Source organism: Clostridiales bacterium, assembly GCA_014799665.1.
Lineage (GTDB): Bacteria > Bacillota > Clostridia > Christensenellales > Pumilibacteraceae > Anaerocaecibacter.
Window position 1 is genome coordinate 96,541 of sequence record JAAVHP010000004.1, and the last position, 25,013, is coordinate 121,553.

The window sequence follows — 25,013 nt, forward strand, 5'->3', positions numbered from 1 at the left end:
TACTATTTCATTTGGGAATATCGGAGGGGGAACGTGACTTGTCGTGAAATAAGAACGATAATTTGTCGTTTTTTTGCGTTGGTTGCTGTCGTTGTTGTTGCGGCGTTGTTGTGGCCGCTTTATTTTGTTTTTACCGAAAAGGCGTATGCGGATGGATCGACCGATCACGACGCCGTTTTCGGTGCGAACCATGCGAATGCTACGCCTCTTTCTGCGGCGGTTGAAGAATTGCCGTCCGGTAATTATTATTTGACGGATGACTTCACGCTACCCAAATCGATAGAGCTTTTTCAAAACGAAAGCGTTAAGCTATGTCTTCACGGGCATACTATTTCCGTTTCGGGAAGGTACGCCTTCGAGATATACAGCGGTTCAACGCTCGACCTTTACGATTGCGGCGGTGCGGATAATTGCGGAACGATAACCGACAAGGGCATGCGCGTGTACGGCGGCACGCTCAATATGTACGGCGGCGCAATAACCGAGGTCGCGGGAAACTATGGCAGCGGCGGCGCGGTGACGGTGGGCAACGGCGGCACGTTCAATATGTACGACGGCGCTATAACCAAAAGTCGGGCGAGCGGCAACGGCGGCGGCGGTGTGTACGTCGCTTACGGCGGCACGTTCAATATGTACGGCGGAACGATAACCGAAAACAGCGTTACCGCGAAGAGCGGCGCGGGCGTTCTCGTCGGCGACAACAGCGGTAAGTTCGCCATGTACGGCGGGAGCATAACGAATAACGTTATAAATTACGGCACGGACGCGGAAAGCGAAACCGTTAAGCTGTTCTACTGCGGCGCGGGCGTTTACGTGAACGGCGGGCAGTTCTCGGTGGAGGGTAACGCCGTTATCAGCGGAAACATGCGAGGTCCCGAGGGTTCGCGAACGGCGAACAATTTGGAGCTTCTTCGAAACGCCAATAACGAAGGCAAGATAAATATTACTGGCGAGCTCGGCGACGACGCTTCGATTTACGTGACTATGAGTACGGGCGACCTTACCAATGGTTATTACAATGGGGGCAACCGTAGCGAGCCCAATACGCATTTTCATTCCGACGATGGCTTGTATATAGACTACAGTCTATCTCGGAAGGAGTGCGCCTTAGTGAACGCGCCCGATTCAAGAGAATTCGTCTTCGACTCCGCCGAGATAATCGATACGGCGACGGCGGAGGTGGGCGATACTTCGGTAACATTTACCGTAGAAGTCACCGTTAAAAACGTCGCCGACTCGTCGACCGAAAAGTTCGTTGAGACCGTTACGGTTGACATCAGCGAATCGCCGTTGGTTTTCGGAAGAAATCCCGTTGAGTTCGAGTACGAGTATAACGGCAAGCGCGGAGTGCATTTAGAGCCGATGTCGAGCGAAGTCATTCCGACGAAAAAGATGGCGATAATCGAGTGGGTTTGCTCGGATCCGTCCTCTACTCCGGAACCATTCACTAATAGCGCGGTAAGGCGTAATTACGACGGCGTTAATATCGTCGACAAGATCGCGGCGTGCTTCGAAGGTTACGACGGCGAGCAAAAAGAAATAAACGGTTTGTCGGGCGACATGATCGTCAAGAACTCGGCAGGGAACGTCGTTAATTCGACGGCGGAAAAGGGCGAATATACGTTTAGTCTTGCGCCGTCCGATTACTATAATTTTTACAATAACGTTTTTACTTTGAGGGTAGTCGGGAGCGCGGACGATGGGTATTACCAAATGCAGGACGCGCGCGTTGTCGGCATTAAGGATTCTCCGACGGCGGGCGATAGGTCGGTTACGGTGATCGTCGAAAGACAGCTCAAACATACCAAGGATCTACCCGACGTGATCGACAGAGAAAGTTACCTTGTCATGCTCTCGACGCCTCTTCACGGCGGGGATAACGATATCGAATTCGATTACGCGTACCGAGATCTGGGCGGCGAGGTGCAGAAAAAGCATCTGTCCGTTACTGTGACAGCCGCCAAAAAGAAAGTGACCGTCACGTGGTATTTCAATGACAAGGTCGCAGCCGACAGCTCCGCCGATCACGTATACGACGGCGTGGACGCGAGCGATAAAATAGTCGCGGTGTTCGACGGCATAAACGGGAACAAACAGCGAGTCGACGGAACTTCCGCGCTCATGCTTAAAAAGGACAAGGACGGGAACACTGTTACCTCTTTGCGCGAAGTGGGCGAATACGTTCTCGCGCTTGCCGATTCGGGTGATTATGAGTTCGATAATAATTCGTTTGCGTATAACGTTGCGGAAGACCTCGCCGACATAACCGATTTGGTTTATATAGAGAACGGAAAAACCATTTTGGGCGTGTCGTGTGACGAGGGCTTCGAAAATGGCGCCGAGCTCGTTGTCGAAAGAGCGAGCCTTAACCCGGACGTGGTCGACGGCGTTATTAACACCGCGCTGAACGTAAAGATAGTCAAGGACTCCGCCGTGATCACTCCGTCGGGCGTCGTTGCGGTGCACGCGCTTATTCCCGACGCGCTGCGTAACGGAACGGTGTACAAAATTTATAACCTGAAAAACGGCGAGGCGACCGAACTGCAATATACCACGGAAGGCAATTTCGCTATATTCGAAACGGACGAACTTACCTGTATTCTTTTCGTTACCGCCAAAACGGAGACGAGCGACGGTTCGGGCGACGGCACGAACACGGGTACGGGAACGGGAACGAATACGGGCACGGGTGCGGATCCCGATAACGGCGATAGCGATCTCATGTGGCTATGGATATTATTGGCGATAATAGTGGTTGTCATCGTGGTTATAATCGCGGTCATTTATTCGACAAAGCGTAGCAAAAAATCTGCTGCGGCAAGCGAAGCCGTTACGCTTGTCGAACAGTCCGAGCCTGAGCAAAAAGACGGCAAAGTTTGTCACGAGTGCGGACGGATAAACGCCGAACACGCGATGTTCTGCGGACGCTGCGGAAAGAAATTGGATAGTGCGGAAAGCGCACCCGTCGAGCCTGCGCAACAATCCGAACTCGAACAAAAGGAAGGCAAAGTTTGTTCGGGTTGTGGGCGGATAAATTCCGAAAACGCGAAGTTTTGCGGAAAATGCGGAAAAAAATTGGATTAAAATTAAAATGCTTATTGCCGCCGCGGGAGATTTCCCACGGCGGTATATTATTTTGCAAAAAATAATATACCCATGATATGGAAAGAAATCAAACCCAAAAAATAGTTATATCGTTTATCGTAATAATATCCGTTGCGCTTTTGGGAACGGTTTTCGTAAGGCTCGGAATGGATTGGTTCAACTCGTTGGACAAGCCCGAGCAATGGGTGCCCAATATCGTTATCCCGATCGTATGGACGGTTATATATTCGGCTTTTGCGGTCATCAATTTTTTATGGATAAAAAAAGACGGCATACCGATTTCTACCGTCTATTTAATGATTATCAACGCAGTGCTGAACGTTTTGTGGTGTTTGATATTCTTCACGCTTAAACAATTGTTAATAGGGAATATAGCTATTGTGCTCAACCTGATCGCAGGGTTTGCTTTGATCGTCGATATTCTTAAAACCAAAAAAATTTACGGATATATTTTAAGCATCTACCCGATTTGGCTCAGTATCGCGACGACGCTCAATTTAGCGTTGTGGATATTAAATTAAAGCAACGCCTAGCCTAATGTTTCGACGGAGCAGCCGTTGCGCTCGTAGTAGTCCAGCATTTCTGGAATTTTCTTTTTGTCGTAGCTTGTAATACAGTTGGAAAGAACGTGAACGGTATAGCCGTTCTTTGCCATATTATAGCAAGTCGATTTTACGCAAGCAACAGCGTCGGCGCCCGTAACGTAAAATTCTTTAATGCCGTTCTTGTTTATAAAAGCGGCAAATCCTTCGCTCGTCAATGCGTTGCCCTTGCTTTTTACGAATATATTTTCGGACACGATTTTCAAGTCGGGAACTAGCTCTGCGCCGCGAGTGTCGGGCTTGAACGTACGGGTGCCCGCCGATATGTTATTATGCTTAATATAAACCACGTGAATATCGTTAGCTACCGCCCAATCGATAGCGGCGTTTACGTTACCGATAATTTCTTTGTAGTTTTTCGTAATGTCGTTTTGAAGATCGATCACAACCAACGCAGTGTTTTTCATTTGCTAAATACCTCATAGATTTCTTTTTATCTTTTCATTAAGCAAATTTATTATAGCATAAATCGATATGAGTTTTCAAGCGCATAATACAAATCTAATCCATACTTTTGAGGGATTGTGCACTCAGTCAACGCAAAACGCACCCGTTAAGGGGGCGCCATGCGTTGGCGGAGGCGGGGGGATTGCGCCACGAGATGTGGCGCGGATTTCGGCTTTCAGCCGAGCGCCTAGCAAACATGCGGCAAAAAATCTACAAAGAAATTGTAATAATTTGCTTTAATAAAAGTTTGAAACATGTGTGGCAAACAATAGCCGCATGCTCATTCCAAGCCGCACTTATCAAAACAAAAAGACAGGCACAAGTCCTGTCTTTTTGTTTTGGCGGAGGCGGAGGGATTCGAACCCCCGTGGGCTTGCACCCAAACGGTTTTCAAGTTTTAAACACTGTATTACACTTTGTTATTTCTTTTGATTGATAGTTATCGCTATTCTCGATTTTGCTCTTTGCCGACCGATTTAAGGCTTATTTTTATGCACTTTTGATATATTTGAGTGCTTTTGAGTTATATTTGGTTATTTCTATTTTTTCGCAAATGCAAACGGCTTTTGTAGAAAAATTGTAGAAGTTATTTACGATCAATCATCTTCTTTTGAGATGGATTAGTAATTATTAGTGTAAACAGTTAAAATGGACAACAAATAATCTTCTGTCAAAGTAGTCAAATATTCAATGCAAAAGCTATTGTAAATATCCTAAATCCGACAAGCGGTGCATGTGATAATAGAAATTGCATCGCTTTAATTTTGTAATATGCAGGGCTTGGCTGAGCGATATGATCTTATTGTTAAAGTTACGGACTGCGTTAATAAATTCTTCGGAATAACTTTTTTGTGGTCTGCCGAATTGAACACCGCGATTTTTAGCGGATAGGATTCCTTCTTTTTGTCGTTGCCTTATATTGGCTCGCTCGTTTTCGGCGACGAAAGATAGTACTTGTAAAACAATATCGGAGATGAATTTGCCCACAAGATTATCGGCTTTTGTACGAGTGTCAAGAAGCGGCATATCTAATACGAGTATATCTGCATTTATTTCATTTGTAATATGTTTCCACTCTTGTATTATTGAATCGTAATTACGACCTAAGCGATCTATTGATTTAATGACCAACAGGTCTCCTTTCTTTAGCTTACGCATTAGCTTTTTATAGCTTTCGCGTTCGAAGTCTTTTCCACTCTTTTTATCTGTGAATATATGTTCATCGTCAATTCCGTAATTGTGGAATGCGTCTAGCTGTCTAGCGATGTTTTGATCTTGTGCAGATACTCTTGCGTATGCAAATACTGTCATGAATAATCTCCTTTTAAATAATTTAGTTACAAATAAGACTTAAAGAAATTTTAGACAGTATTTGTGATATACATTACAGTTTATAAAACAATTTAAAAAACGTAGACTTTTACTAACTCAACCTCTTGCATATTTTGTGGCGTTGTGCTATAATGAATTTGTCGAAAGTTAGCGAAAAATAGGTAGACAGTAAAAGTCTACATTTACTAACCTAATAAGTTAGTTGTAACGAGCTAAAAAATAGATTCTTAACCTAATTAAGCGATAATTTATATCGCAAAGGAGGACGAAATGAATGCAACTGAATTAATTTTTGGAATATTATCATGCATAATAATCGTCGGCCTTGCAATCTATTATTTTTGGCATAGAAAAAATTGCGGGATTAAGGGTAAAGAATCCATATATGTTGGCGTATGGTGGTTAGCAATATTTGCAATGGGATTTGCCTTGCATTTGGTTTATTATATTGGTAAACTAGGCAATCAAAGTGTAGGGGGTGATTATCTCATTGCTATTGCGACAAGTGCGTTTTGGGCCATTCGCTTATTCGCGTTTGATTTTAGACAAGATGGTATTATTAGTGAAGTTTGGAGTGCCGGCGCATCGGGACAATTTTTTGCTATAATGCTAATCATTGTATTTGTGCTTGCCGGGTTGTGGACGTATTATATATTAATTGCTACATTCTTCCGCGGTGTTGTAAATAGCTTTAAAATATGGTTTCATAAAATCGGATTTCCGTTTAAACGTAAAAGCACACATTATATTGTTATCGGTAATGGAGCTAATGCCGATGTGTTCATCAATAGCTTATATGCGCAAAGGAAAAAGAAAAATTGGTTATATAGACTCTTTTGCGGAGATGATGTTACTATTATCATAGGTGGAGTGTTAGGCGGAAACAGCAAAGATATCTTTTATAAATACTTAAATAAAGGATATGCGGTCATTAATGGCTGCGCAGATCTAGACTCTTTGCAAGCAGCCGGTGTAAATAATCAAAAGCGTAAAACCATTGTTGTTGCAATTTCAGATAGTGATGAGGAAAATATTGCGGTTGCAGAGATAATAACCAATTTAGTCGCTCAACGTGCTATGAAAGTTTGTGAGCCTGAGGCTACTGATCTTGATGCTTTTCTCAAAAAGACGGTTGCTATTGCGCATAAATCGCGAGATGAAAATGAAAGGATTTCGTTAGGTGAAAAGATTGACAGGATTAAATTGGAAGCAAGGATTATGTATACCGTGATTGATAGAGCGGAGCACTTTGATTTTGCTGATAATGCATTCGGCAAAGTGAATTTTTTTAATCCTTATGAACTGCGTGCGCAGAAGTTTTTTTGGGAACATCCGCTAACTCATTATATTGCTCCATTACTTGATTATGATAAAGCTAGGTTGAAAGGAGAGTTTAATAAAGATGGGAAAATTATAAATCCCATCAGTGGATCTGCATATAAGATAAACAATATTTTTATTGGATTCGGGTCCGCGAATTACCAAATGTTGAGAAACAGCGTTATAAATTATCAATTGCTTGGGGCAGATTATAATGCTATAGTCTATGCAAAAGATATTGAAGATGTCTACGTCAATAATATTATGACTGTCAAACCGTCGGTACGTCAACAAATGTTTATGCAACAATCTCCTGGACTTTTTAATCGAGATGAAAAAATTAATGGTAAAAAGTATTTTGAAAGTCCCAAAGAAAAATACTATATAGATTTTAAACATGGTAATGTATTGGCAAATGATTTTTATGAGAGTCTTTTAAGCGAAATAGAAAAATCGGATTTTACATCAGTTTATATTGCGCTTGGTGATGATAAAACAAGCATAGAGACAGCACTTGAAATAAGACAAATGCTTGCTGAAAGATTTGACCTTTTGCAAAATGTGCGTATTTTTATTAAGGTCCGGAATAAATCGGCTATCATGACGGATGCGTTAATAAACAATTTCCGAAATATTCCACTCAAAGTTGAATGCTATGGTTTAGATGAGGATTTTCTTTCCGTTGAAAATGTAGTTGCCCCATTTATAGATAAACTTGCTTCAACGCTGTCGAATCAAAACCATAATTTGCCGTGGGGGTTCTCATCTGAATTTGAAAGAGATTCCAATCGAAGTAAAGTATTGGGGCTTAGGGAGATGCTAGGATTCTTGGGGTTGGATATAACCACTAACCAGGATGATGCAATATCAGCAAACGAAGAATATCGTAAAAGATATGGATTAAATGATAATGATATTGATGCTATTGTATCGGTTGATGCGAGTAAGAATAAGCCAATGAGGTTAAAATATCTTATCAGAAATAACGATGAAATATTAGACAGTCCACGTAATAACCTTGCAATTCGCGAACATCTTCGTTGGGATACATTCCATTATGTGAATGGGTGGACAAAGAAACCAATAGATTTAATCGGCAGTAAAAATGGCGAAGATGATTTAGATAAATACTTTAGCGCCAATAGAGCTACGGAGGATCTTGGGCGTAAAAACAGATTGACCAAACAGCATGCCTGTCTAACAACATTTAAAGGTCTTATTGAACTGCGCAAACATCAAGCACTGCTTGCAGGCGAAGCAGATAAAGAAGAAAATTACGATACGATTTACCATGATTTTACTATGATGGATAAATTGTTGGAACGACTTGAGCGAGTGCCCGAGATCAAAATTTGCAAATTAAATCAAATAACCATTCAGGAGGATAATTAAAATGGCAACAAAAAATGCACACGGAGCGGTCCTTAATAAGGAAATTAGGAAGGATGAGTTAGTTAAAATAATTAAGGCGGCCAGAAAAAGCATAAGTATTTTAGGGGCAACTGTGGTTGATTTGCCGTGGGCAGATCTTGTCCGAGATGGATTGGGGGAGAAGTTTTTTGAAAAGTCTAACGACTTTACAATTCGAATATTGTGTGAATCAGAGAGTTTAATTTCGCAATACGCATTATTATCAGAATTAAATAGTGGGGCTCGCGGAACTTATACGCGCGGCAATTTGAATGGCGTGAAGCAAAATGTGCTGTCTGAATTAAAAGCTGAGCTTATAGATTATGCTAAAAAGCATAATATTCAGGCAACAGGTTTGGAGCCCCCTGTTGATACCATGAAAAAAGAGCTAAACGCGGCTTTTGATATACGTATTAGATCAGAGATTTTGGATGCCATTATTTCACAAAAAAGAGAAGCCCATTTAAAAGACATAATAATCAGTAAGGCAAAAATATATTTTGATAAAGAAGTAACTCAATTTGTAAAGTTTGCTACTGATAAATACGATATTATGAAATTGATCGAAAAAGTGAACTTGTTCAAGAATGAAGTAGAAGAGCTTAAAAAGAAGGTAGAGCATTCCATTTCCATTATCGATTTGTCTGATGATCGGTTTAGAAAACTCGATATGACATATATTTGTCAAGATTGTATGACGGATAATTGTGACATGTTACTTGATAGCGGTGAATTTGTTTATAATGTTGATGAGATTAAATTTATATTCGGAAATGGATTCCCTAAGGTTATTCATGAAATAATTGCTGATTATGTCATTGATGATGAAGATATAAGGTCACTAGCTAATCGAAAAATAAACTCGGCTAGAAAATCTGCTGAGAGAATGGCTTCGGAAGAGGTGGAAATTCTTAAAGAGGAATATAATGAACGTTGGAGTACAAAACAGCGTCTTTTTATTAAAAATTGCTATTTACCTATTCCTGTTTCTATGATTGAGGTTGATGAAAAATTATTCATTACGCAGGCACTTACCGAATTTGACCATATAGATAAATTTCAGTATGTAGGTAGATTAACACAATTAGATAAAAGTGCTGAAGATAAATATCAATCCTACTGGATTGATGAATTTAGAAAATACTATCATAGATACTTTATTGACAGTATGGGAGCTCAAAAGTACTCTACAGAGGAAACAGCGAAGGGAGACAGATTAGAAGTTGTAGATATGTTTGATGGTCAGCGTGTGCGTATCGGTACAGGCCCGCGCGATGCTTTCTTGTCTAATCCTTCAATTACTAAGACTGTTGTTTGGGCGTTGATATTTGATAGAGAAGGAAGAATGCTTATCCATCAACGTGCATTAAACGCAAAAGATAATCGAGGATTATGGGACAAGTCTGTCGGCGGACATGTTAGCATTCAAGATTTGGATACTATAGAGGCGGTGCGCCGTGAGATAGCAGAAGAATTGTATCATGATGAGAAAGAAGGACAAGGAGGACATGATGATGCAAAGGATAGCTACGATAGTATAGAAAAGGTTATTTATTTGGGCGAGTGGAAGACTAAACGTTATCCGAAGTTGACCGAATTGCATTTGGAACCTAAGGAGTCGTATCTATTTTCATTAAACTATGTAAAAGACGTTACGATTAAAAATTTTAGAAAAGAAGCGGTAAAAACTACACGTGTATTACCAGGTGGAGAAACTGTGGATGCTATGTGTTTTGTGGATCCGTATTTGTGTATTGTGCCGGCTAAATTCGATATGGATTCGTTGCATAATTCAAAATATGCTTTGCTCCATCCCAATGAATTACGCAGGTGTGTGAATGAGCAGAAAATTAGGTTAAATGGAGATAAAATATATGATGAAAACGCTCCAGAAATGGAGTTTCATGTAACTTCCGATTTGAGGTTTTTAGTAAGCAATCCCGTTTGGACGGACGTGGTTACTGAATTTGCAAGGAAAGTTGCTGAAAGCTTTAGTGAGAATTCAACCAAATGAATATTAATGAACAGCAAAATCATAAACCGTTTTTAATTACGCTTACAGGTCCTTCGCAAAGTGGGAAGTCTTTGGTGTTGCAAAAAATAGCCAACTTGCCCAGTATCCTTAATTCTCACGGGTATGTATTTAATCCGGAGCTTGTAAAAAAGAAAACGACAAGAGAGTATCGCATTGAGGAAATGACAGCGCTTGACGATGGGCAGGAAATTGATGTTGAGCATGTTGATGTTATTCCGCAAGAATGTGACTTGGTGTATCAGTCTTATGGTATGCGGTATGGACTTGATACGAAACAGATTGCAAAGCTATTGCGCGATGGGAAGTATCCTTATGTGGTAGTAAATGACATTAGAGCCGTTGAGGAACTAAAAGAAGAATTTCCCAACCGTGTTTTATCTATTTTCTTGTTTAGAAAAATACCTGACCTAATAGATTTTACTAATGAAGCAAAAATTCGCGGAAATGTATCTGAAGCTGAAGTAAATGCTAGATACGAAAAAGCAATTGCGATATATAGGATGTACATTGAAAATATAGCTTTGTTTGATAAAGTATTGTTGAATGCAATTGAATATGACAATGATACTTTACATAATCCTGAAAAAAATATTATAGATAAGCAATTATTTAATATCATTCGTGGAGTGTTAGATGGGAAGGTTCAGTTGAGGCGCAATAGTGCGGCCCTACACTCTACTATACCTAAAACATTTATTCTTGCTGGTAATGCAGCTTCCGGTAAAGACGAACTTATTCGCGCCGTTAAGGATTTGGGAAGATTACAGGCTGAAATAATTCCCAAATATACTGTTCGTCGTCAAGAAAAAGATGATGAAGAAGAAATGATTTGTTGTACAATTCCAAATAGAAATATATTGAAATCGTTGGAAGCGGAATATCAACAAGATAAGCGTAGGATTTTGCATGAGCTTAACAAAGTTTCATTGGAAGTGCAACATCGGTTCAGAAAAGAATGGGAGGAGATGAAGCGTAAAATTATTGCGAATATTCAAGATGGTAAGTCGCGTTTTTGGGATATGGTTGAGTCCAAGTCGGGAAATGATGTTGAAAATCTATTTGAGCTTAATGGCACATATAAAGATTTGGTTCACATAAAGAATAACGGCGAAATTGTAGGTATAGAAGACGATGATACAATCCTTGTAAAATACAATGATGTTAAGTATGTGATTTATCATGCAAAAGGCAAGAAAGATAAGCTTTATGGATGTATAGTTCGCCCAGCAAGGCGAAAGATAGGGAAATATCGTGTCTTGGTTGCAAGCCAATATGGTGTTTTTAACTTGTTTAAAAGAGAACTTGGAAATGATAATGTAGCGGTAATTTATGCTCATTCACAAATAAGCGAAACTGAATTTGCAAGTAATATTAAAGATGCCGCGGTAGCTGAAAAGCGCGAAAAATTCAACGAATATCTCAACGATTATGTAGAAAATATTGTGTATTACGATCATGTCGTGATATATGCAAAATCTCATTTAACAAGTGAACAGTCCATTCGAGATGAAGAATTAATCGATCAAATGTTTAGGCTGTTTAGGGTTTATTGAAGGAGGAAGTATGGCAAATATTATTACTTTAACGGGAGCATCGCATTGTGGCAAGAGTTTTGTCAGGCAGCTTTTTATTGAAGCTAGCAGCAAATTTTGGGCTGATTTTAAGCCGATTAAATTTGTAAAAGAAACCACTCGCCCTACTCGTAAAAACGATGATGATGTTGTTCATGTTAATTCAATTTCCCCCGAATGTGATTTTGTTTATGAGCAATACGGTGTTAGATACGGCTTTTCTTTGGGTGACTTATATCGTCACTTAAAAGTCGGTGAGTCGCCCATTATCGTAGTGAATGATGTTAGGGCGGTTGAGGATTTACAAACAGCAGCAGGTGATTTAGTTGTGTCTTTATTTGTATATAGACGTCCGCCAATTCTTAAGGCATTTGAAGATGAGGAGCTAACCAGAATGCGAGATGGATACGGAAAAGAAGAGCAAGAACAAGCTTTATTATCTGCCAGGACTAGAATGGAAAAAGCCGGCGCTATCCATAGAATATACATTGAAAATATACATCTTTTCAATAATGTCATTTTAAATTTAACCGGAGAAGAAAATAAGACAAGAAAGCAGATAGAAAATATTATCGCTAAATTAACAAAATCAATCGAGGGATTGGTGGAGGTAGATAATGTCTAACATATCAAGATCTACGTCAAAGCTATTTGTAGTTGCTGGTAATGCATCATCTGGGAAAGATAATATTATTAGTGCTGTGCGCGAGTTGGGCGCTTTTCATGCGCAAATTGTAACAAAATACACGTCTAGAGCTGCCACTAAAGAAGACGGGTCTGAATTGGTTTGCGCTAAATTAGTTGATGAAAGAACAAATCCTGAGTTCAAAAAGTTTAAAGAAATGCTCGACAGTGGGAAGTTGGATGTAATTACTTATAAAAGAAATGGAAACGATTACTATATCAATGTTGATGAAATATGGGATGGTATGAAGAATGGCAAATTTCAAGTGATTTCTGTCACCGAAGCTGAGGCAATAAATCAGTTAAAAAAGCGATTCGGTAATGCTGTAGTCTTATTATATGTACATTCAGACTCAGCGATAACGCCCAAAGAGTTTGACTTGTTTGTAAACAATTTCGATAAATTCGATCATGTATTAATATACGAATCTAAATTTGAAGATTTGTATGATCAACTATTTAGGCTATTTAGAGCTTATGAGAAAGGATTGGTTAAATAGGAGACCTCTAAAATGCTTTGGATAATTTCTGGATTTACTTGTGCAGGTAAAAGAACATTTAGAGATGTTATGGCTACACATTATGGAGTGAAAGTCATTGATAAATACATACTTGCAGATAATATTGGACCTCAAGGGTCATTTACTTTTGATGGGAAAACTAGAGCAAGAAGGGACCCTTATCTTGTTGTTGATAAGGACAACCCAATGTATAATGAGATGGAAAATTTGCAAAAGCTGACTAAGCGCTTGCAAGAGCTGATTAAACGTTTGACAGAAATGAAATCATCACATGTCGATTGTGGCGCTGAAGAAGAGGAATACAATAAAATAGCTGAACAAAAAACCAAATTACAAACTCAATTCGAGAGTGCTGGATACTTGTATGACAAAAATGAAGACGGAACGTTATATCTAATAAATAAAAGAGATATTGATGATGCAACAGCGAATGATACTGAGCATTATCTCTTAGTGTGTTCAGACCCATCAACGATTAATAATATAAAGCATGGGGAGGGGATTTCTGCGAATAGAGTCCAAAATGTGTTAATTTTTGGATTTAACGGTGATAAAACTCATAAACCGGCAACTATAGACTCGGCAAAGAATCAAATAGCAAAGTTTTTCATATCACCTACATATATGCAAAATATTGATTACATTTTGTATAATCCACACATGCCTGGCGCTGTTGAGACGGAAAAGAGTTTGATTAAGCAGTGGGAACTTTTGAAGTGTGATAAGAGACCTCATTTATTATTTGAAAAAGACGGTAAAATAAAAAGCGGCATTTTATTTATTAAACCGTTTACGCACGATAGGAAAGCTGAATCTACAGATGGTAATGATAGCACATCAAAGAGTGATGCCGACAATAACGAGCCGATAATAACGGAACGAGCGAAAAAGATTTTTGATGAAATTAATTTTTTAGCACGACAAATAACAACAAAGCCTGAATACTGCTTTCCTAAAAAACATAACGCAACGAAATTTGATATTTATTCACTTGGCTGTGAGGAGGCGGCAATTCCTACAGTGCAATATAATGACCCTGGAAGCACAACCAATTCCATTAATGAAATGCGTAAACAAATCGAAGAGGCTGGGTTAATTATCGCAGATGTTGTTGACGAAAAGGATATTAACAATTTAAAAGCAATAGTTCATAATGCTAATTGCTATTGGGAAATTGGTTATGCACGTGCTTTTCATGCTCCTAAAGATGTCGTTTTATTGTTGCAATCTGGGCAACAGTTTGTATTTGATGAACATAGTACAATTGCTATAAAATATAAATATGAAAATGGTAACTTTACATTATTAAAATCAGATTCTGGAACAAGCCTTGAAGAAAAATTAAAAGAATACTTTTTAATTAGAAAAAAAGCAATAGAACATAGATTGACTCACTTAGCATTAATTGAGGCAAGTCGAGGATAATCATGAAAACTTTATTTTTGGTTGACGGTGCTTTTGGGCACGCAAAAAAAGCTTTATTAGAGATTATTTGTGACCCCCATAATAGTGCGTGTTTGATAAAGAAGATAACAACAAAAAAATTGGAGGACAATGATTTGCCCGCCGATTTACAGCATCATTTTTTTGATGATAGAAATCATATTTTGGACGATGGCGATGCCGAAAAAATGTTGTTAGCATACAAAGGTGCGGACGATGAGAGTAGGCACTTACGTCAATATTTCTGTTATGCATATCCGGATTTAGATGAAGTCAGAGATGATAATGGAAAGCCATATAGAGAAGAAATCAATATTATTGATAATGAACAAATAGATAATTTTATAAATGATAAAAGTCATAAACAAGCATTTATTGTTGTTAGAGACCATACTGTTATATTTGATTTAGAGAAAAGGTACGAAGAAGAAAGCCAAATAAATGTTGTTCCGGTTTTTATATATACGGATTATTCCTATGTTATTGAAGAGCAGGAAAAAGGGAAAACCATGCATCCTGTTGAAAAATTTAATGCTTTATATAATGAGTACTTGAAGGCTCATGGGACGAAGAGTGATTTTAGTAAGCCAATAGACTACGAAGAAACACTTTTATTTAAGGGTAAAGACTACGAAGAAGCTAAAAATAATTTGCAAAAGCAAATAATTGTTATGATAAATAAAATTTCCACAAAAAATGCGAAATATTTTGTAATCAACAAGAATGAGAAATATTTTTTACCTAAGCGTATAGAAGATCGGAAAATGTTGTTGCAAAAAGCATTGAATGACGAGACTGATGGTTGCAAAAAAGGGATTGTAGCTTTTCATCACCGTGTATTTGCTATTATGCCATATAACAAATTTTTTGACGCTGTATATTGTGATGTTCGTGATAAACTATTAGATGATGGTTATGAACTAATACGAGCTGATGGTAAAGAATATAGTAGATTATGTAATGATGACAATGCAGATATTAATTACTGGCTTAAAATGTATATGTGTGGTTTTGCTATAGCGCTATTTGATTCCGATGGAAAGGCATTAATCATTAATCCAAATGTAGTATATGAAATGGGGATAATGAAGCAGCAAGGTAAGTCTGTATATTTATTTTGGCCGCAAGGGGCAAGCTATGATGACCATAACAAAATGTTTTTTGATATAAGAAATAAAATGAGGGAAGAGTATGTCCCTAATAATATGAATGATTTAGTGGCGAAAATAATATCAAAAGTAAAAAAACATCAAGCAGAAGTCAATAATGCGTAAAGCAACAGAATTTGGATGTTGTTGGTAATACTTCTATCCACAAAAAGATTATTGATGCGTTCGTCATATTGGAAAGAGTCATATTTTATTGAGAGAACGGACGTAAGGCGGTAGATTATAAGAATCTACTTTTCTACTGTTATTCGATGCAATGAAAACTATTCTGAAACAAAAACAGTTTGCGAGTATTGCATTTGTGCCGCAAAAGGCTCATTTTGTAGGCATGAACGCAACAAAAAGTAAAAATGTAATTGTCCAATTAAAAGTATTAACAATCAACTTGACATTTAACATTTGAAATGTTATAATGCTACTACAATGTTAAATGGTGTTAAAGTTTTAATTGAATATTTGGAAAGCCTAATAGGGAAACATAATGTTGCGGTTGAAAATAATCGTGATATTGTTTTGCCGTTGTATTTGAATTGCTATGAATATAAAGTAATTTCGCTGTATGGAATAAGTTACGTGTTTGTAGCATCAAAAGAAAGTCTTAATGTAAAGGCATATAAGGTGCATAATCATAAGATAGAGGCATTATTTAATTGCCCTGCGGTGCTTGTATTGGATAAGCCAAAAGCTTTACAGCGACAAAATTTAATAGAAAATAATATTATTTTCGTCGAAGTAGGGAAGCAGTTGTTTATGCCTACGATTGGTCTTGTTTTACGGAATATGCGAGAAAGAGCACCACTGCAAGTAGAAAAATTTACGCCACAAGTGCAGTTGTGTGCGCTGTTCTTCTTGTATCACAGAGAAGGCGAATATACCGCAAAACAAATTGCTGAAAAGACAAAGCTTAATAACATGGCAATTACGCGAGGTATGAGTGCGTTAGAAGCGTTGAAATTTGTATCAAGCACTAGTGTTGGGCGTACCAAGTATTATCGGTTATGCGAAAATGAGATGTGCTACTTAGAGAAAATAGAGCAGTATGCCATATCACCTGTGCAAAAATCGGTATGGGTAAATAGAAATATGAAACCGCAAAATGCCTTACGGGCTGGATATAGTGCGTTATCGGATTATTCTATGCTCGCAGACAACGAGTATGAAACGTATGCTATTTCAAAAGAAACATATAAGCTAATCGAAAAATCGGTACAAATTGAATTTGAAGATTTGCTTGATGAGCAAGATTATGTTAAACTCGAAGTGTGGAAATACGATCCTGCATTGTTTGCCGAGAATGGTTTAGTAGACAAATTTTCGCTATATATGTCATTTGAACATGGACAAGACGAGCGCACGGAAGCAATACTGAAAGAGATAAAGGAGAGCATCATTAATGGCTGAATTTCATATAAAAGGGCTTGACCGCTTTGCAGAGCATTTCAAGGACTTTACCGAGAATTATATAATAGTTGGTGGGACGGCGTGTTCGCTTGCTCTCGGAGATGTCGGTATTCCGTTCCGTGTGACGAAAGATATCGACATGATAATCACCGTGGAAGAAATTTCACATGAGTTCGGAGAAAAGTTTTGGGAGTTTATAAAAGGTGGTCAGTACGATGTTTCTAAAAATAACTTGGGTGTACCGCAATACTTTCGTTTTAAAGTACCCAAAGTAGACGGGTATCCATCAATGATTGAATTATTCGCTCGCAAACAAGATATATTTCCCAAAGAGCGGACAGGCACGTTTACTCCTATCGTAATTGATGAGGAGATTTCAAGCCTTTCTGCGATACTGCTTGACGATGAATATTACGCTTTCTTGAAAAACGGTCGGCAAGTGCTAAATGGTATTTCAGTTTTAGCACCTACACACTTGATTGCTTTCAAGGCACGCGCTTATGCTGATTTGATGGAACGCAAGGAAAGCGGTTTGCATGTTGATGACAGCGATTTGAAAAAGCACAAGAATGACGTATTCAGATTATCGCAGTTGCTGACAGGACAAGAAAAAGTTGAGTGCGGTAATCAGGTGCGTGCTGATATCGGCACATTCTTTGCGCTGATTCAAGACGAAGTAATAGACATGAAAGCGTTAGGCGTACCTGCAACGAAAGACGAGGTTATGGATATTATCATGAGGATATATCAATGATATTCGTCACGGGAGATACGCACGGACGTGCAGATTTTGCAAAATTATTGTGGCTTGTGCGAGAGCATCCCAATCTGACTAAAAACGACTATGTCATTATAGCCGGAGATTTCGGTGCAGTTTGGGACAAAGATACTATCGAAGAGGATTTGAAGCCTTATTGTGATTTGCCGTTTACTGTATTGTTCGTAGATGGTAATCATGAGAACTTCGATTTACTTAACGCCTATCCTATTGAAATGTGGAATAGCGGTAAAGTCCACAAAATAAAACCCGATATAATTCACTTAATGCGCGGACAGGTTTTTGAAATAGGGGGCAAAACGTTCTTTACCTTCGGCGGCGCAACGAGCATAGATAAAGATATTCGGCTTGCTTTCGGTTACGGTTGGTGGGCACAAGAACGACCTACCTTTGCAGAACTAGACGAAGGAATAGCTAACTTAAAGCGATACAACAACAAAGTAGATTACATAATCACACATGCTTGTGGTGAACGTGCTTTAATGTATCCACCGCTTAGGACTCGCTCAAGTAGGATGCAAACTTTCCCCGAAAATCAGTTGTTATCTAATTTTGAGAATACAGTGGAATACATGCATTGGTATTTCGGACACTATCACTTGGATGGCGATTTGAACGATAAGATGACGGTACTTTATCAAGAGTTTAGACAAATATCTTAAGGATGAACAAATGAGAATCATAACGTTTAAATTTGTAGACGGTACAAGTTCAACAGTAGAGATAAGCGATGAGCTTGCGGAAGTTTACGAGCAAATAATTAAATACGAAAAGAAAGTACACCGCAAGGATACGCGTCGGCATACTTCTATTGATGCTATGAAAGAGCATGGGTATGAGGTTGCAGATCCGGATGCCGATATAGAAGAAGTGCTTGAACGTGAAAAGCAAATACGACTTGAAGAAGAGCGCGACGATAGAGAATTGCAATGCGAAGAGAAACGACAAGCGCGTCAACTCAAGTACCTTACTGAGCGTTTAACACAACGACAAGCGCAAGTTTACTTTGAATACACATACCTGAAATTAAAGAAAGTGCAGATAGCTAAAAACATGCATATTACAGAAGGTGCAGTAAGAAAGCTCATTCTTAAAGCAGAAGAAAATTTGAAAAAGCTTCGTCAAAAAGAAATTGAAGAAGAAAAAGCAGAGATAGCAAGAATACAAGAAAAGATTAAAGATAATGCTGTTCTATTGTCTGCACAAGAGAAAGTAAGAAAGCATCAAAAGCTTACAAAAGAAGAAAGCGACGAACTGAATTTACACTTTTTACGAGTGCTTTTCAAAGAAATATAGGCGATTTCAGTAGGGGGGGGTACGATTTTTTTAGGCTGTTATGGCTTTTATATAGAGGGACATTTAATTAATTTCTCAAATAACCTTATATTCGGTAGAAGGGAGTTCGAATAGGACTTCCTTTTTGCACATGTAAAAAATTGTAATTTGATGAAATTTTGAGCTTGACGTCACATTTTGCAAACTCGTGTCCTTGTTAATATAGAGGGAGGTGGTGCGTATGCGCTGATGAAAAGACTTGCAAGTAGTCTGTAAACGCTTGTGAAAATGGGACAAAGGAGGAGAGTTATTCAACAATGAATACACTTTAAAGAGAGGGTATATTTTGGGAAAATGTACCAAAGTGCGGTAATTTTGTAGCAGGATAAGAAAAATGCAAATTTTGTGGCTATTTGCATTTTTGCATTCCGAAGCGGGAAACCCGCCTTCGTACATTCGTCCACACAGGAAAGAACAAAATAGGAGGCAAAAATATAAGCAATCAACCTATAATTTTCAACATTACGTATACGCCGTATCGAATTAAAAGTAACGCTACGGCAGAGGAAAAAGCAAAGTTCGAGCGCGAACGACCGTACTACGAAATGTCCGACAGCGGTAACAATATTTATAAGTATATGACTTCGGACAGAAAGCTGAACGGCGAAAACTCAAGGACGGAAACGCGTTCGCTCGTTCGATACTTTGAGAAGTCCACAGGCGTGTTTAACGGAGACGGGGTAATTACGCAAGAGCAACTACAAGTTATTCAACAGCGCGCTAAAGCGCCGAAAAATATATGGCACGGCTTTATATCGCTGAACAAAGAAATGTCGCATAAGATAGATACGCCGGGAAAGTGCATGCGGCTTATAAAGCGCACGTTTGGAGAGTTCTTTAAGGATATGGGATTGGATCCGAATAATATAGACCTAATATGTGCATTGCATAAGGACAAGCCGCACCATTTACACATTCATTTTTGGTTTGCGGAGAAAGAGCCGAAATGTAAGTACAGAAAGAAGCAAATGGAGTATAGACACAAAGGTAAGATAGACAAGTCCGTATTGGATAGAATGCACGTTAGGCTCAACTTAGACATTATGGAGTCGCATCCCAAGCTATATGTTTCACGAGACGAAGCGTTGAGAGAGTTAAAGAAAATATCTGCGCTTCGGGACATTATAACCAAAGATGACATGAAAGAAGCCGTACTCGAATTGGCAAAGACAATTCCGAAAGGTAGTAGCTTTCATTACGGAAGCAAGGATATGATACCGTATCGAGAGCAGATAGATAAGGTTGTCAATAAGCTATTAATGTACGATAAAACTGCACGGAAAGCGGATCTTCGTTTTGATACCGAGCTTCAGTCGCTACGCCGAAAAGTGAACGGACTCATTACTGGTGACGGTGAGCAAACCAACCATTATAAAATTGATCCGAAAAACATAACGCTAATAGACGACATTGAAAACGATTATAAGCGCAGGCAAGGCAATATCTTATTGCGGACGGTAAAGTACATAAAGTCCGAAACTTTTGAAACAAGGATAAAGCATAAGGTAAACGACAAAGGACTCAAACGGCGGCTTGCGATTTCGCACAGAAAAGTAGGGAAGCTATTTGACGGCTTGCTTACGTCGTTCGGCGGCGAAAGCGAACTATTAGAACGAGACTTTACAAATCGACTGCAAGAGATTGAAAAAGAAATAGAACAAGAACGGGAGGCGCAGAATAATGTTGTAGTACAACCAACAACAAATTCTAAATGGAATTGGGGAAAATAAAGATTTCTTCAAATTCCTAAAAATCATTTACCTAAACCCTTGACTCTTATCTACGTTTCGTGTAAAATAGAATCAATCGTATATATACGATAAATATTTTATGGGGGGACATTATGGATAGAGCAAACCTTTTAAGAAAAGTAGATAACGACGAAGGGCTTACGGTAGAAGAAATAATCGAGTACAGAAAGATTGTCAAGCCCGTACCCCATGTTTACGGAAAGTACGGGACGTTGGCAAAACAGTATTTAGAAGAACACGTCGTAGGAAAGTATTGGGCATTAGGCAGAGAATTGTCAAACTATTTGCACGGAATAGACAAAGCCGCAGACGAGCTAAGCGAAATAATGAGAGAAAAGCTGTCTGCATCGGAAAAGTACAAGCGCACGGGAAACTATATGGAAGACGTTAGGCGAATAAATGAAATGCAACGTCTGATTGAAGAAGAAATATTAACCGAGCTTGTGTACGTGAAGTAACGGAGGTAAAAAATAATGGTTACTAAAAAAGAAAATACCCCTTCGAGGGAAGCGCGTAGACGCTATGAAGAAAAGAACAAAGACAAACGGCAAGCCGCAAGCGGTAACTTTCAAACTATGATACCGCGAGAAAAGTATGAGGAAATTACTGCATTCTTAAAGGCAAACAACATTACTAAGGTGCAGTTGATTTACGCCGGCTACAATGCTCTCCTTTCGGCACAACAGCCGAAACAAGACTAAAAATAGTCTCTATCCCTTGTTTTCGGCTTCAACAAAAATAAGGGAGATTAAATGAACAACAATATAAACCAAAACGAACAAACAAGTGCAACTATGTTTTTGGAATATCCCGACGTTGTAAGCGTAGAGCAAGTTACCGAGATGCTACATATAGGGCAAGTGCTTGCCTATAAGCTATTAAAGGACGGAACGATTAAAGCGCGAAAGGTCGGGCGTAGATACATAATTGCAAAGAAGAACGTAATCGAGTTTTTAAGCGAGACAGGCTGAGATGAAAGGTAGACTTACTACAAAGAACGGAAAATACTACGTTGTAATATCTTACCAAGACGAAAGTGGAAAGAATAAGCAAAAGTGGGTAGCGACGGGCTTGGATGCGAAAAACAACAAGCGCGCCGCCGAAGAATTGATGCGTGGAATCGTAGCGGACTTCGACGGAGAAAATGTTCCCGCAATAAAAGCGCAATCGAGCAGTAAAGATTTGTTATTCGGAGACTATCTTACCGAGTGGATTGAAATTGCAAAACAAAATTTACAGATATCTACTTACGCCGCATACAAGAATAAAATAAAGTACATAGCTCCGTACTTTAACGAGCGTGGTATCACTTTGCAAGGCATAACGCCGGTGGATATTCAGATGTATTACAAATGGCTTACGGATAACGGCAAAACAATTCAAGCGTGTACGCACGCGCACGTTATAATCCGCCGAGCATTGGAGATTGCTTACCGCACGGATATTATACCCGTCAATCCTGCCGCAAAAGTTCAAAAGCCTAAAAGCCCGAAATACGAAGCAAAGTATTACGATATAAAACAACTCAAAACGCTTTTCGATTGTATGCAAGGCGACAGGTTCGAGTTGATGTACAAGATGACCGCGTTTTACGGATTGCGGCGTAGCGAGCTGTGCGGTATGCAGTGGAACTCAATAGACTTTGAAAAGAATACGCTCACGCTCAATCATTCGGTAGTGCAAACTTGCGTAAACGGCAAATTGCAACTCATCAAAAAAGATATGATGAAAAACGCATCGAGCAAGCGCACTATGCCACTTATACCGGATATAAAAGATGCGCTGCTGAGACTCCGCACAAAACAAGAAAACAATCGGCAGCTTTATTCTAACGGTTACGATATGCAGTATGTCGACTACGTTTGGGTGGACGATCTCGGCAAGCTTGTCAACCCTAATACGCTTACTTGCCACTTCAAATCTCTGCTTGCGCAACACGGTTTGCCGCCGATACGATTCCACGAACTGCGCCATAGTTGCGCAAGTCTGTTAATCGCTTGCGGTGTAAGTATGAAAGAAATACAGGAGTGGTTAGGTCATTCTGCCATAAGTACGACTGCCGATATTTACAGCCACTTGAATTACTCGTCGAAACTGAATGTAGCAAGTACACTTACAAATGTTTTCGGCGGCGGCACGTTGGGCGTAAAAGCGCAAAATACAAGCGAAGCGCAAGCACTGCTGACAACACTTTTTAGAGGCGTGGAACACGCGCAAGCGGCGCAAATCGTTTCTGTGCAAGTAGATGAATCGGCGCAAGTCAACGACAGCATAGAGCAGGAAGAGCAAACCGTATCTACATATGATGAGCAGCCGGAAGGTGATTCGGTCGCCGAGTACAAGAAAGCAAAAGCGGAAATGGCGCGGCTCGGATTTGAAAGCTTGGACGAATACTTTGACTACGTTGAATTTATGAAAGTCAAAGCAAGGCGAAATTACGCTACAACTTAAAAAGTTTTAGACAATGATAGAACGGGCAGCCGATAGCGACTGCCCGTTTGTCGTTGTTTATTCATTTTAATTGTATGTATGCAGTGTTGGTTGATTTATTCTGACTTGTGTGATATAATGAAATAAAATGTTGGAGTGTATTATGAATAGTCCTATTGACAGATTATTGTTAGCCTTAAATTTATCTAATCCTTATAAAAGCGAAAAAGAAAAAGCCAAGGAAACAATAAAGTTTCGTATTGAAGATTTATAAATAAACGATTACCATAAAGCTAATATGAAAGCGATTGTTCAACAAGCAAATACGGTTGATGAAATGCTTAATAATCTTGGAACTTATATATTAGTTAACTCAATAAACATTTAACGAGGATAGATTTATGGATTTATTAGATCCTGAAACAGAAGAATTATTAAAGGAAATTTTAAATAATGATAAAGATTTCCCTGCTGTTTTACGTCTTAAATTAGAAAATTGCAGTTGGGCAGAAAGTCAAAAAGTCCGCTCGCAAATCAAACTATTACGAGAGGATGGCTATATTTCTAAACTTTCTTGGGGAGATAATGTACCATTATCGGGGCGCATAGAACAAAAAGGGAGAGCTTATTTTATGATGAAAGAAAATCAACAAGAAATGGATAGAACTGTCATTCAAAAAGATAAAGTCTTTATTAGTCATTCTTCCAAGGATGAAGGATTTGTCGTTAAACTTGCGCAGTTTTTTGAGCTACTTGGAGTTGCGCACAATAATGTTTTCTGTTCTTCAATTGAAGGTCAAGGGGTTAAGCATGGAAAGAAAATTGAAGAAGCGGTACGTAATGAAATCATAGAAGATAGGGTTTTAATTTATATAATATCTAAAAACTTTTTAAGTAGTAACTATTGCCTTAATGAGCTTGGCGCGGGTTGGATTTTAGCTGACAACCGAACACAAAGTAAAAACCTGTTTCATATTAAATTGCCAGATATTTCATTTGATGATATCAAAGGTTTTATAAGTGGTGGAGATAAGTGTACGGAATGTGATGAAAAAAGCATGACAGCTTTTGTCGAAGAATTCGAAGAAGTTTTAGGGTTATCGCCTAAAAAGCCTACAGAGTACCGTAATCTCGTTGACAATTTTATAAAAGATACGCAGTCCTTTATTGATGCCGCAGAACAAGAGGGTAAGTTGAGTAAGGAAAAACAAGGAAATAAAGAGTTGGAAAAACTGAAAGATATTCTTTCTAAAGTAACTCCTGCTGAAAGAAGGATTATTAAAAATATTTTCGATTCTAAATCTGGTGAGGTTATTTTAGATCCAACAAGTGCTATTGTTGTGGGCTTGCAGCAAAAACGTATTATTTATACGGGTGTAGGTTATTACAATTTTCTTGATCCTCAAAGTTCTTTCGCCCTTAATACGTGGGTTTATCAAGTTTTTGAGGCGGATCTAGATTTAAAAAATAAGATATTAGCTTAGCAAAAAAGTCGGACAAAATGTCCGACTTTTACTGTCTATGGCGGAGGCAGAGGGACTCGAACCCCCGTGCCCTTTCAGACTAACAGTTTTCAAGACTGCCCCGTTATGACCACTTCGGTATGCCTCCGTATTTTTTGATATGATTTCCGCAAAAACATTTTGTAGAAATATTTGTAGAAGTTGATGTTCGCTTTG

General features: G+C 38.9%; 22 protein-coding genes and 1 tRNA gene. 20 read left to right on the plus strand and 3 right to left on the minus strand.

Translation table 11 applies throughout. The features are described 5' to 3' along the window. The first annotated feature begins 33 nt into the window (after nucleotides 1–33). Nucleotides 34–3,084: a zinc ribbon domain-containing protein gene (locus HDT28_01160; GenBank protein ID MBD5131195.1), complete on the plus strand. Its 3,051-nt coding sequence runs from the start codon at nucleotides 34–36 to the stop codon at nucleotides 3,082–3,084. 77 nt (nucleotides 3,085–3,161) lie between these two features. Next, entirely contained in the window at nucleotides 3,162–3,626 is a 465-nt protein-coding gene (locus tag HDT28_01165; GenBank protein ID MBD5131196.1) for a tryptophan-rich sensory protein, read from the plus strand. Nucleotides 3,627–3,634: 8 nt separating this feature from the next. Here the strand turns inward: HDT28_01165 and HDT28_01170 are convergent, their stop codons facing one another. Beyond that, complete coding sequence (locus HDT28_01170; GenBank protein MBD5131197.1) at nucleotides 3,635–4,114, minus strand: cysteine hydrolase; 480 nt, start codon at nucleotides 4,112–4,114, stop codon at nucleotides 3,635–3,637. A gap of 182 nt (nucleotides 4,115–4,296) precedes the next feature. Between HDT28_01170 and HDT28_01175 the strand changes: the two genes are divergently transcribed. Next, nucleotides 4,297–4,590 (plus strand): hypothetical protein, encoded by a 294-nt coding sequence (locus tag HDT28_01175; GenBank protein MBD5131198.1) that lies wholly within the window; start codon nucleotides 4,297–4,299, stop codon nucleotides 4,588–4,590. Between the two features lie 263 nt (nucleotides 4,591–4,853). Here the strand turns inward: HDT28_01175 and HDT28_01180 are convergent, their stop codons facing one another. Continuing rightward, on the minus strand, nucleotides 4,854–5,465 hold the full coding sequence (locus HDT28_01180) for a recombinase family protein (GenBank protein MBD5131199.1): 612 nt from the start codon (nucleotides 5,463–5,465) through the stop codon (nucleotides 4,854–4,856). A 291-nt stretch (nucleotides 5,466–5,756) separates the two neighbouring features. On the opposite strand from HDT28_01180, the gene HDT28_01185 reads away from it, so the two are divergent. The 17 genes from HDT28_01185 (at nucleotide 5,757) to HDT28_01265 (ending at nucleotide 24,818) form a co-directional block, all read left to right on the plus strand. Further along, a complete protein-coding gene (locus HDT28_01185) occupies nucleotides 5,757–8,198 on the plus strand; it encodes a hypothetical protein (GenBank protein ID MBD5131200.1) in 2,442 nt (813 codons plus the stop codon). A 1-nt stretch (nucleotide 8,199) separates the two neighbouring features. Continuing rightward, the gene (locus HDT28_01190; GenBank protein MBD5131201.1) at nucleotides 8,200–10,230 is read left to right on the plus strand and encodes an NUDIX domain-containing protein; all 2,031 of its coding nucleotides are present in this window, start codon (nucleotides 8,200–8,202) and stop codon (nucleotides 10,228–10,230) included. Beyond that, nucleotides 10,227–11,804 carry a hypothetical protein gene (locus HDT28_01195; GenBank protein MBD5131202.1) on the plus strand — a complete coding sequence of 526 codons (1,578 nt, stop codon included), beginning with the start codon at nucleotides 10,227–10,229 and terminating at the stop codon, nucleotides 11,802–11,804. The genes HDT28_01190 and HDT28_01195 overlap by 4 nt, the downstream gene beginning before the upstream one ends. A 10-nt stretch (nucleotides 11,805–11,814) precedes the next feature. Then, nucleotides 11,815–12,447 (plus strand): hypothetical protein, encoded by a 633-nt coding sequence (locus tag HDT28_01200; protein MBD5131203.1) that lies wholly within the window; start codon nucleotides 11,815–11,817, stop codon nucleotides 12,445–12,447. Beyond that, entirely contained in the window at nucleotides 12,440–13,006 is a 567-nt protein-coding gene (locus HDT28_01205) for a hypothetical protein (protein MBD5131204.1), read from the plus strand. The genes HDT28_01200 and HDT28_01205 overlap by 8 nt, the downstream gene beginning before the upstream one ends. 12 nt (nucleotides 13,007–13,018) lie before the next feature. Further along, entirely contained in the window at nucleotides 13,019–14,452 is a 1,434-nt protein-coding gene (locus tag HDT28_01210) for a hypothetical protein (GenBank protein ID MBD5131205.1), read from the plus strand. Nucleotides 14,453–14,454: 2 nt separating this feature from the next. Next, nucleotides 14,455–15,744, plus strand: a complete 1,290-nt coding sequence (locus tag HDT28_01215; GenBank protein MBD5131206.1) for a hypothetical protein — start codon at nucleotides 14,455–14,457, stop codon at nucleotides 15,742–15,744. 318 nt (nucleotides 15,745–16,062) lie between these two features. Beyond that, nucleotides 16,063–17,040: a winged helix-turn-helix transcriptional regulator gene (locus tag HDT28_01220; GenBank protein MBD5131207.1), complete on the plus strand. Its 978-nt coding sequence runs from the start codon at nucleotides 16,063–16,065 to the stop codon at nucleotides 17,038–17,040. Next, nucleotides 17,033–17,794 carry a hypothetical protein gene (locus HDT28_01225; GenBank protein MBD5131208.1) on the plus strand — a complete coding sequence of 254 codons (762 nt, stop codon included), beginning with the start codon at nucleotides 17,033–17,035 and terminating at the stop codon, nucleotides 17,792–17,794. Before HDT28_01220 ends, HDT28_01225 begins: the two co-directional genes overlap by 8 nt. Next, a complete protein-coding gene (locus HDT28_01230) occupies nucleotides 17,791–18,480 on the plus strand; it encodes a metallophosphoesterase (GenBank protein MBD5131209.1) in 690 nt (229 codons plus the stop codon). The genes HDT28_01225 and HDT28_01230 overlap by 4 nt, the downstream gene beginning before the upstream one ends. Nucleotides 18,481–18,490: 10 nt before the next feature. Next, entirely contained in the window at nucleotides 18,491–19,114 is a 624-nt protein-coding gene (locus HDT28_01235) for a hypothetical protein (protein MBD5131210.1), read from the plus strand. A 584-nt stretch (nucleotides 19,115–19,698) separates the two neighbouring features. Continuing rightward, the gene (locus HDT28_01240) at nucleotides 19,699–20,883 is read left to right on the plus strand and encodes a hypothetical protein (protein MBD5131211.1); all 1,185 of its coding nucleotides are present in this window, start codon (nucleotides 19,699–19,701) and stop codon (nucleotides 20,881–20,883) included. 113 nt (nucleotides 20,884–20,996) lie between these two features. Beyond that, nucleotides 20,997–21,362 carry a TnpV protein gene (locus HDT28_01245; GenBank protein ID MBD5131212.1) on the plus strand — a complete coding sequence of 122 codons (366 nt, stop codon included), beginning with the start codon at nucleotides 20,997–20,999 and terminating at the stop codon, nucleotides 21,360–21,362. Between the two features lie 15 nt (nucleotides 21,363–21,377). After that, entirely contained in the window at nucleotides 21,378–21,605 is a 228-nt protein-coding gene (locus HDT28_01250; protein MBD5131213.1) for a hypothetical protein, read from the plus strand. 51 nt (nucleotides 21,606–21,656) lie between these two features. After that, a complete protein-coding gene (locus tag HDT28_01255; protein MBD5131214.1) occupies nucleotides 21,657–21,875 on the plus strand; it encodes a helix-turn-helix domain-containing protein in 219 nt (72 codons plus the stop codon). Between the two features lies 1 nt (nucleotide 21,876). Continuing rightward, complete coding sequence (locus tag HDT28_01260; GenBank protein MBD5131215.1) at nucleotides 21,877–23,355, plus strand: site-specific integrase; 1,479 nt, start codon at nucleotides 21,877–21,879, stop codon at nucleotides 23,353–23,355. Between the two features lie 380 nt (nucleotides 23,356–23,735). Further along, on the plus strand, nucleotides 23,736–24,818 hold the full coding sequence (locus HDT28_01265) for a TIR domain-containing protein (protein MBD5131216.1): 1,083 nt from the start codon (nucleotides 23,736–23,738) through the stop codon (nucleotides 24,816–24,818). Nucleotides 24,819–24,856: 38 nt separating this feature from the next. Here HDT28_01265 and HDT28_01270 read toward each other — a convergent pair. Continuing rightward, a tRNA-Ser gene (locus tag HDT28_01270) sits at nucleotides 24,857–24,945 on the minus strand. Nucleotides 24,946–25,013: the final 68 nt, after the last annotated feature.

Coding starts and splice junctions, on each gene's coding strand:
- HDT28_01265 (MBD5131216.1), top strand. CDS start 23,736: ATGGATTTATTAGATCCTGAAACAGAAGAATTATTAAAGGAAATTTTA.
- HDT28_01240 (MBD5131211.1), top strand. CDS start 19,699: ATGTCCGACAGCGGTAACAATATTTATAAGTATATGACTTCGGACAGA.
- HDT28_01215 (MBD5131206.1), top strand. CDS start 14,455: ATGAAAACTTTATTTTTGGTTGACGGTGCTTTTGGGCACGCAAAAAAA.
- HDT28_01190 (MBD5131201.1), top strand. CDS start 8,200: ATGGCAACAAAAAATGCACACGGAGCGGTCCTTAATAAGGAAATTAGG.
- HDT28_01170 (MBD5131197.1), bottom strand. CDS start 4,114: ATGAAAAACACTGCGTTGGTTGTGATCGATCTTCAAAACGACATTACG.
- HDT28_01235 (MBD5131210.1), top strand. CDS start 18,491: ATGAGAATCATAACGTTTAAATTTGTAGACGGTACAAGTTCAACAGTA.
- HDT28_01165 (MBD5131196.1), top strand. CDS start 3,162: ATGGAAAGAAATCAAACCCAAAAAATAGTTATATCGTTTATCGTAATA.
- HDT28_01225 (MBD5131208.1), top strand. CDS start 17,033: ATGGCTGAATTTCATATAAAAGGGCTTGACCGCTTTGCAGAGCATTTC.
- HDT28_01195 (MBD5131202.1), top strand. CDS start 10,227: ATGAATATTAATGAACAGCAAAATCATAAACCGTTTTTAATTACGCTT.
- HDT28_01260 (MBD5131215.1), top strand. CDS start 21,877: ATGAAAGGTAGACTTACTACAAAGAACGGAAAATACTACGTTGTAATA.
- HDT28_01200 (MBD5131203.1), top strand. CDS start 11,815: ATGGCAAATATTATTACTTTAACGGGAGCATCGCATTGTGGCAAGAGT.
- HDT28_01180 (MBD5131199.1), bottom strand. CDS start 5,465: ATGACAGTATTTGCATACGCAAGAGTATCTGCACAAGATCAAAACATC.
- HDT28_01245 (MBD5131212.1), top strand. CDS start 20,997: ATGGATAGAGCAAACCTTTTAAGAAAAGTAGATAACGACGAAGGGCTT.
- HDT28_01255 (MBD5131214.1), top strand. CDS start 21,657: ATGAACAACAATATAAACCAAAACGAACAAACAAGTGCAACTATGTTT.
- HDT28_01220 (MBD5131207.1), top strand. CDS start 16,063: ATGTTAAATGGTGTTAAAGTTTTAATTGAATATTTGGAAAGCCTAATA.
- HDT28_01250 (MBD5131213.1), top strand. CDS start 21,378: ATGGTTACTAAAAAAGAAAATACCCCTTCGAGGGAAGCGCGTAGACGC.
- HDT28_01210 (MBD5131205.1), top strand. CDS start 13,019: ATGCTTTGGATAATTTCTGGATTTACTTGTGCAGGTAAAAGAACATTT.
- HDT28_01230 (MBD5131209.1), top strand. CDS start 17,791: ATGATATTCGTCACGGGAGATACGCACGGACGTGCAGATTTTGCAAAA.
- HDT28_01205 (MBD5131204.1), top strand. CDS start 12,440: ATGTCTAACATATCAAGATCTACGTCAAAGCTATTTGTAGTTGCTGGT.
- HDT28_01185 (MBD5131200.1), top strand. CDS start 5,757: ATGAATGCAACTGAATTAATTTTTGGAATATTATCATGCATAATAATC.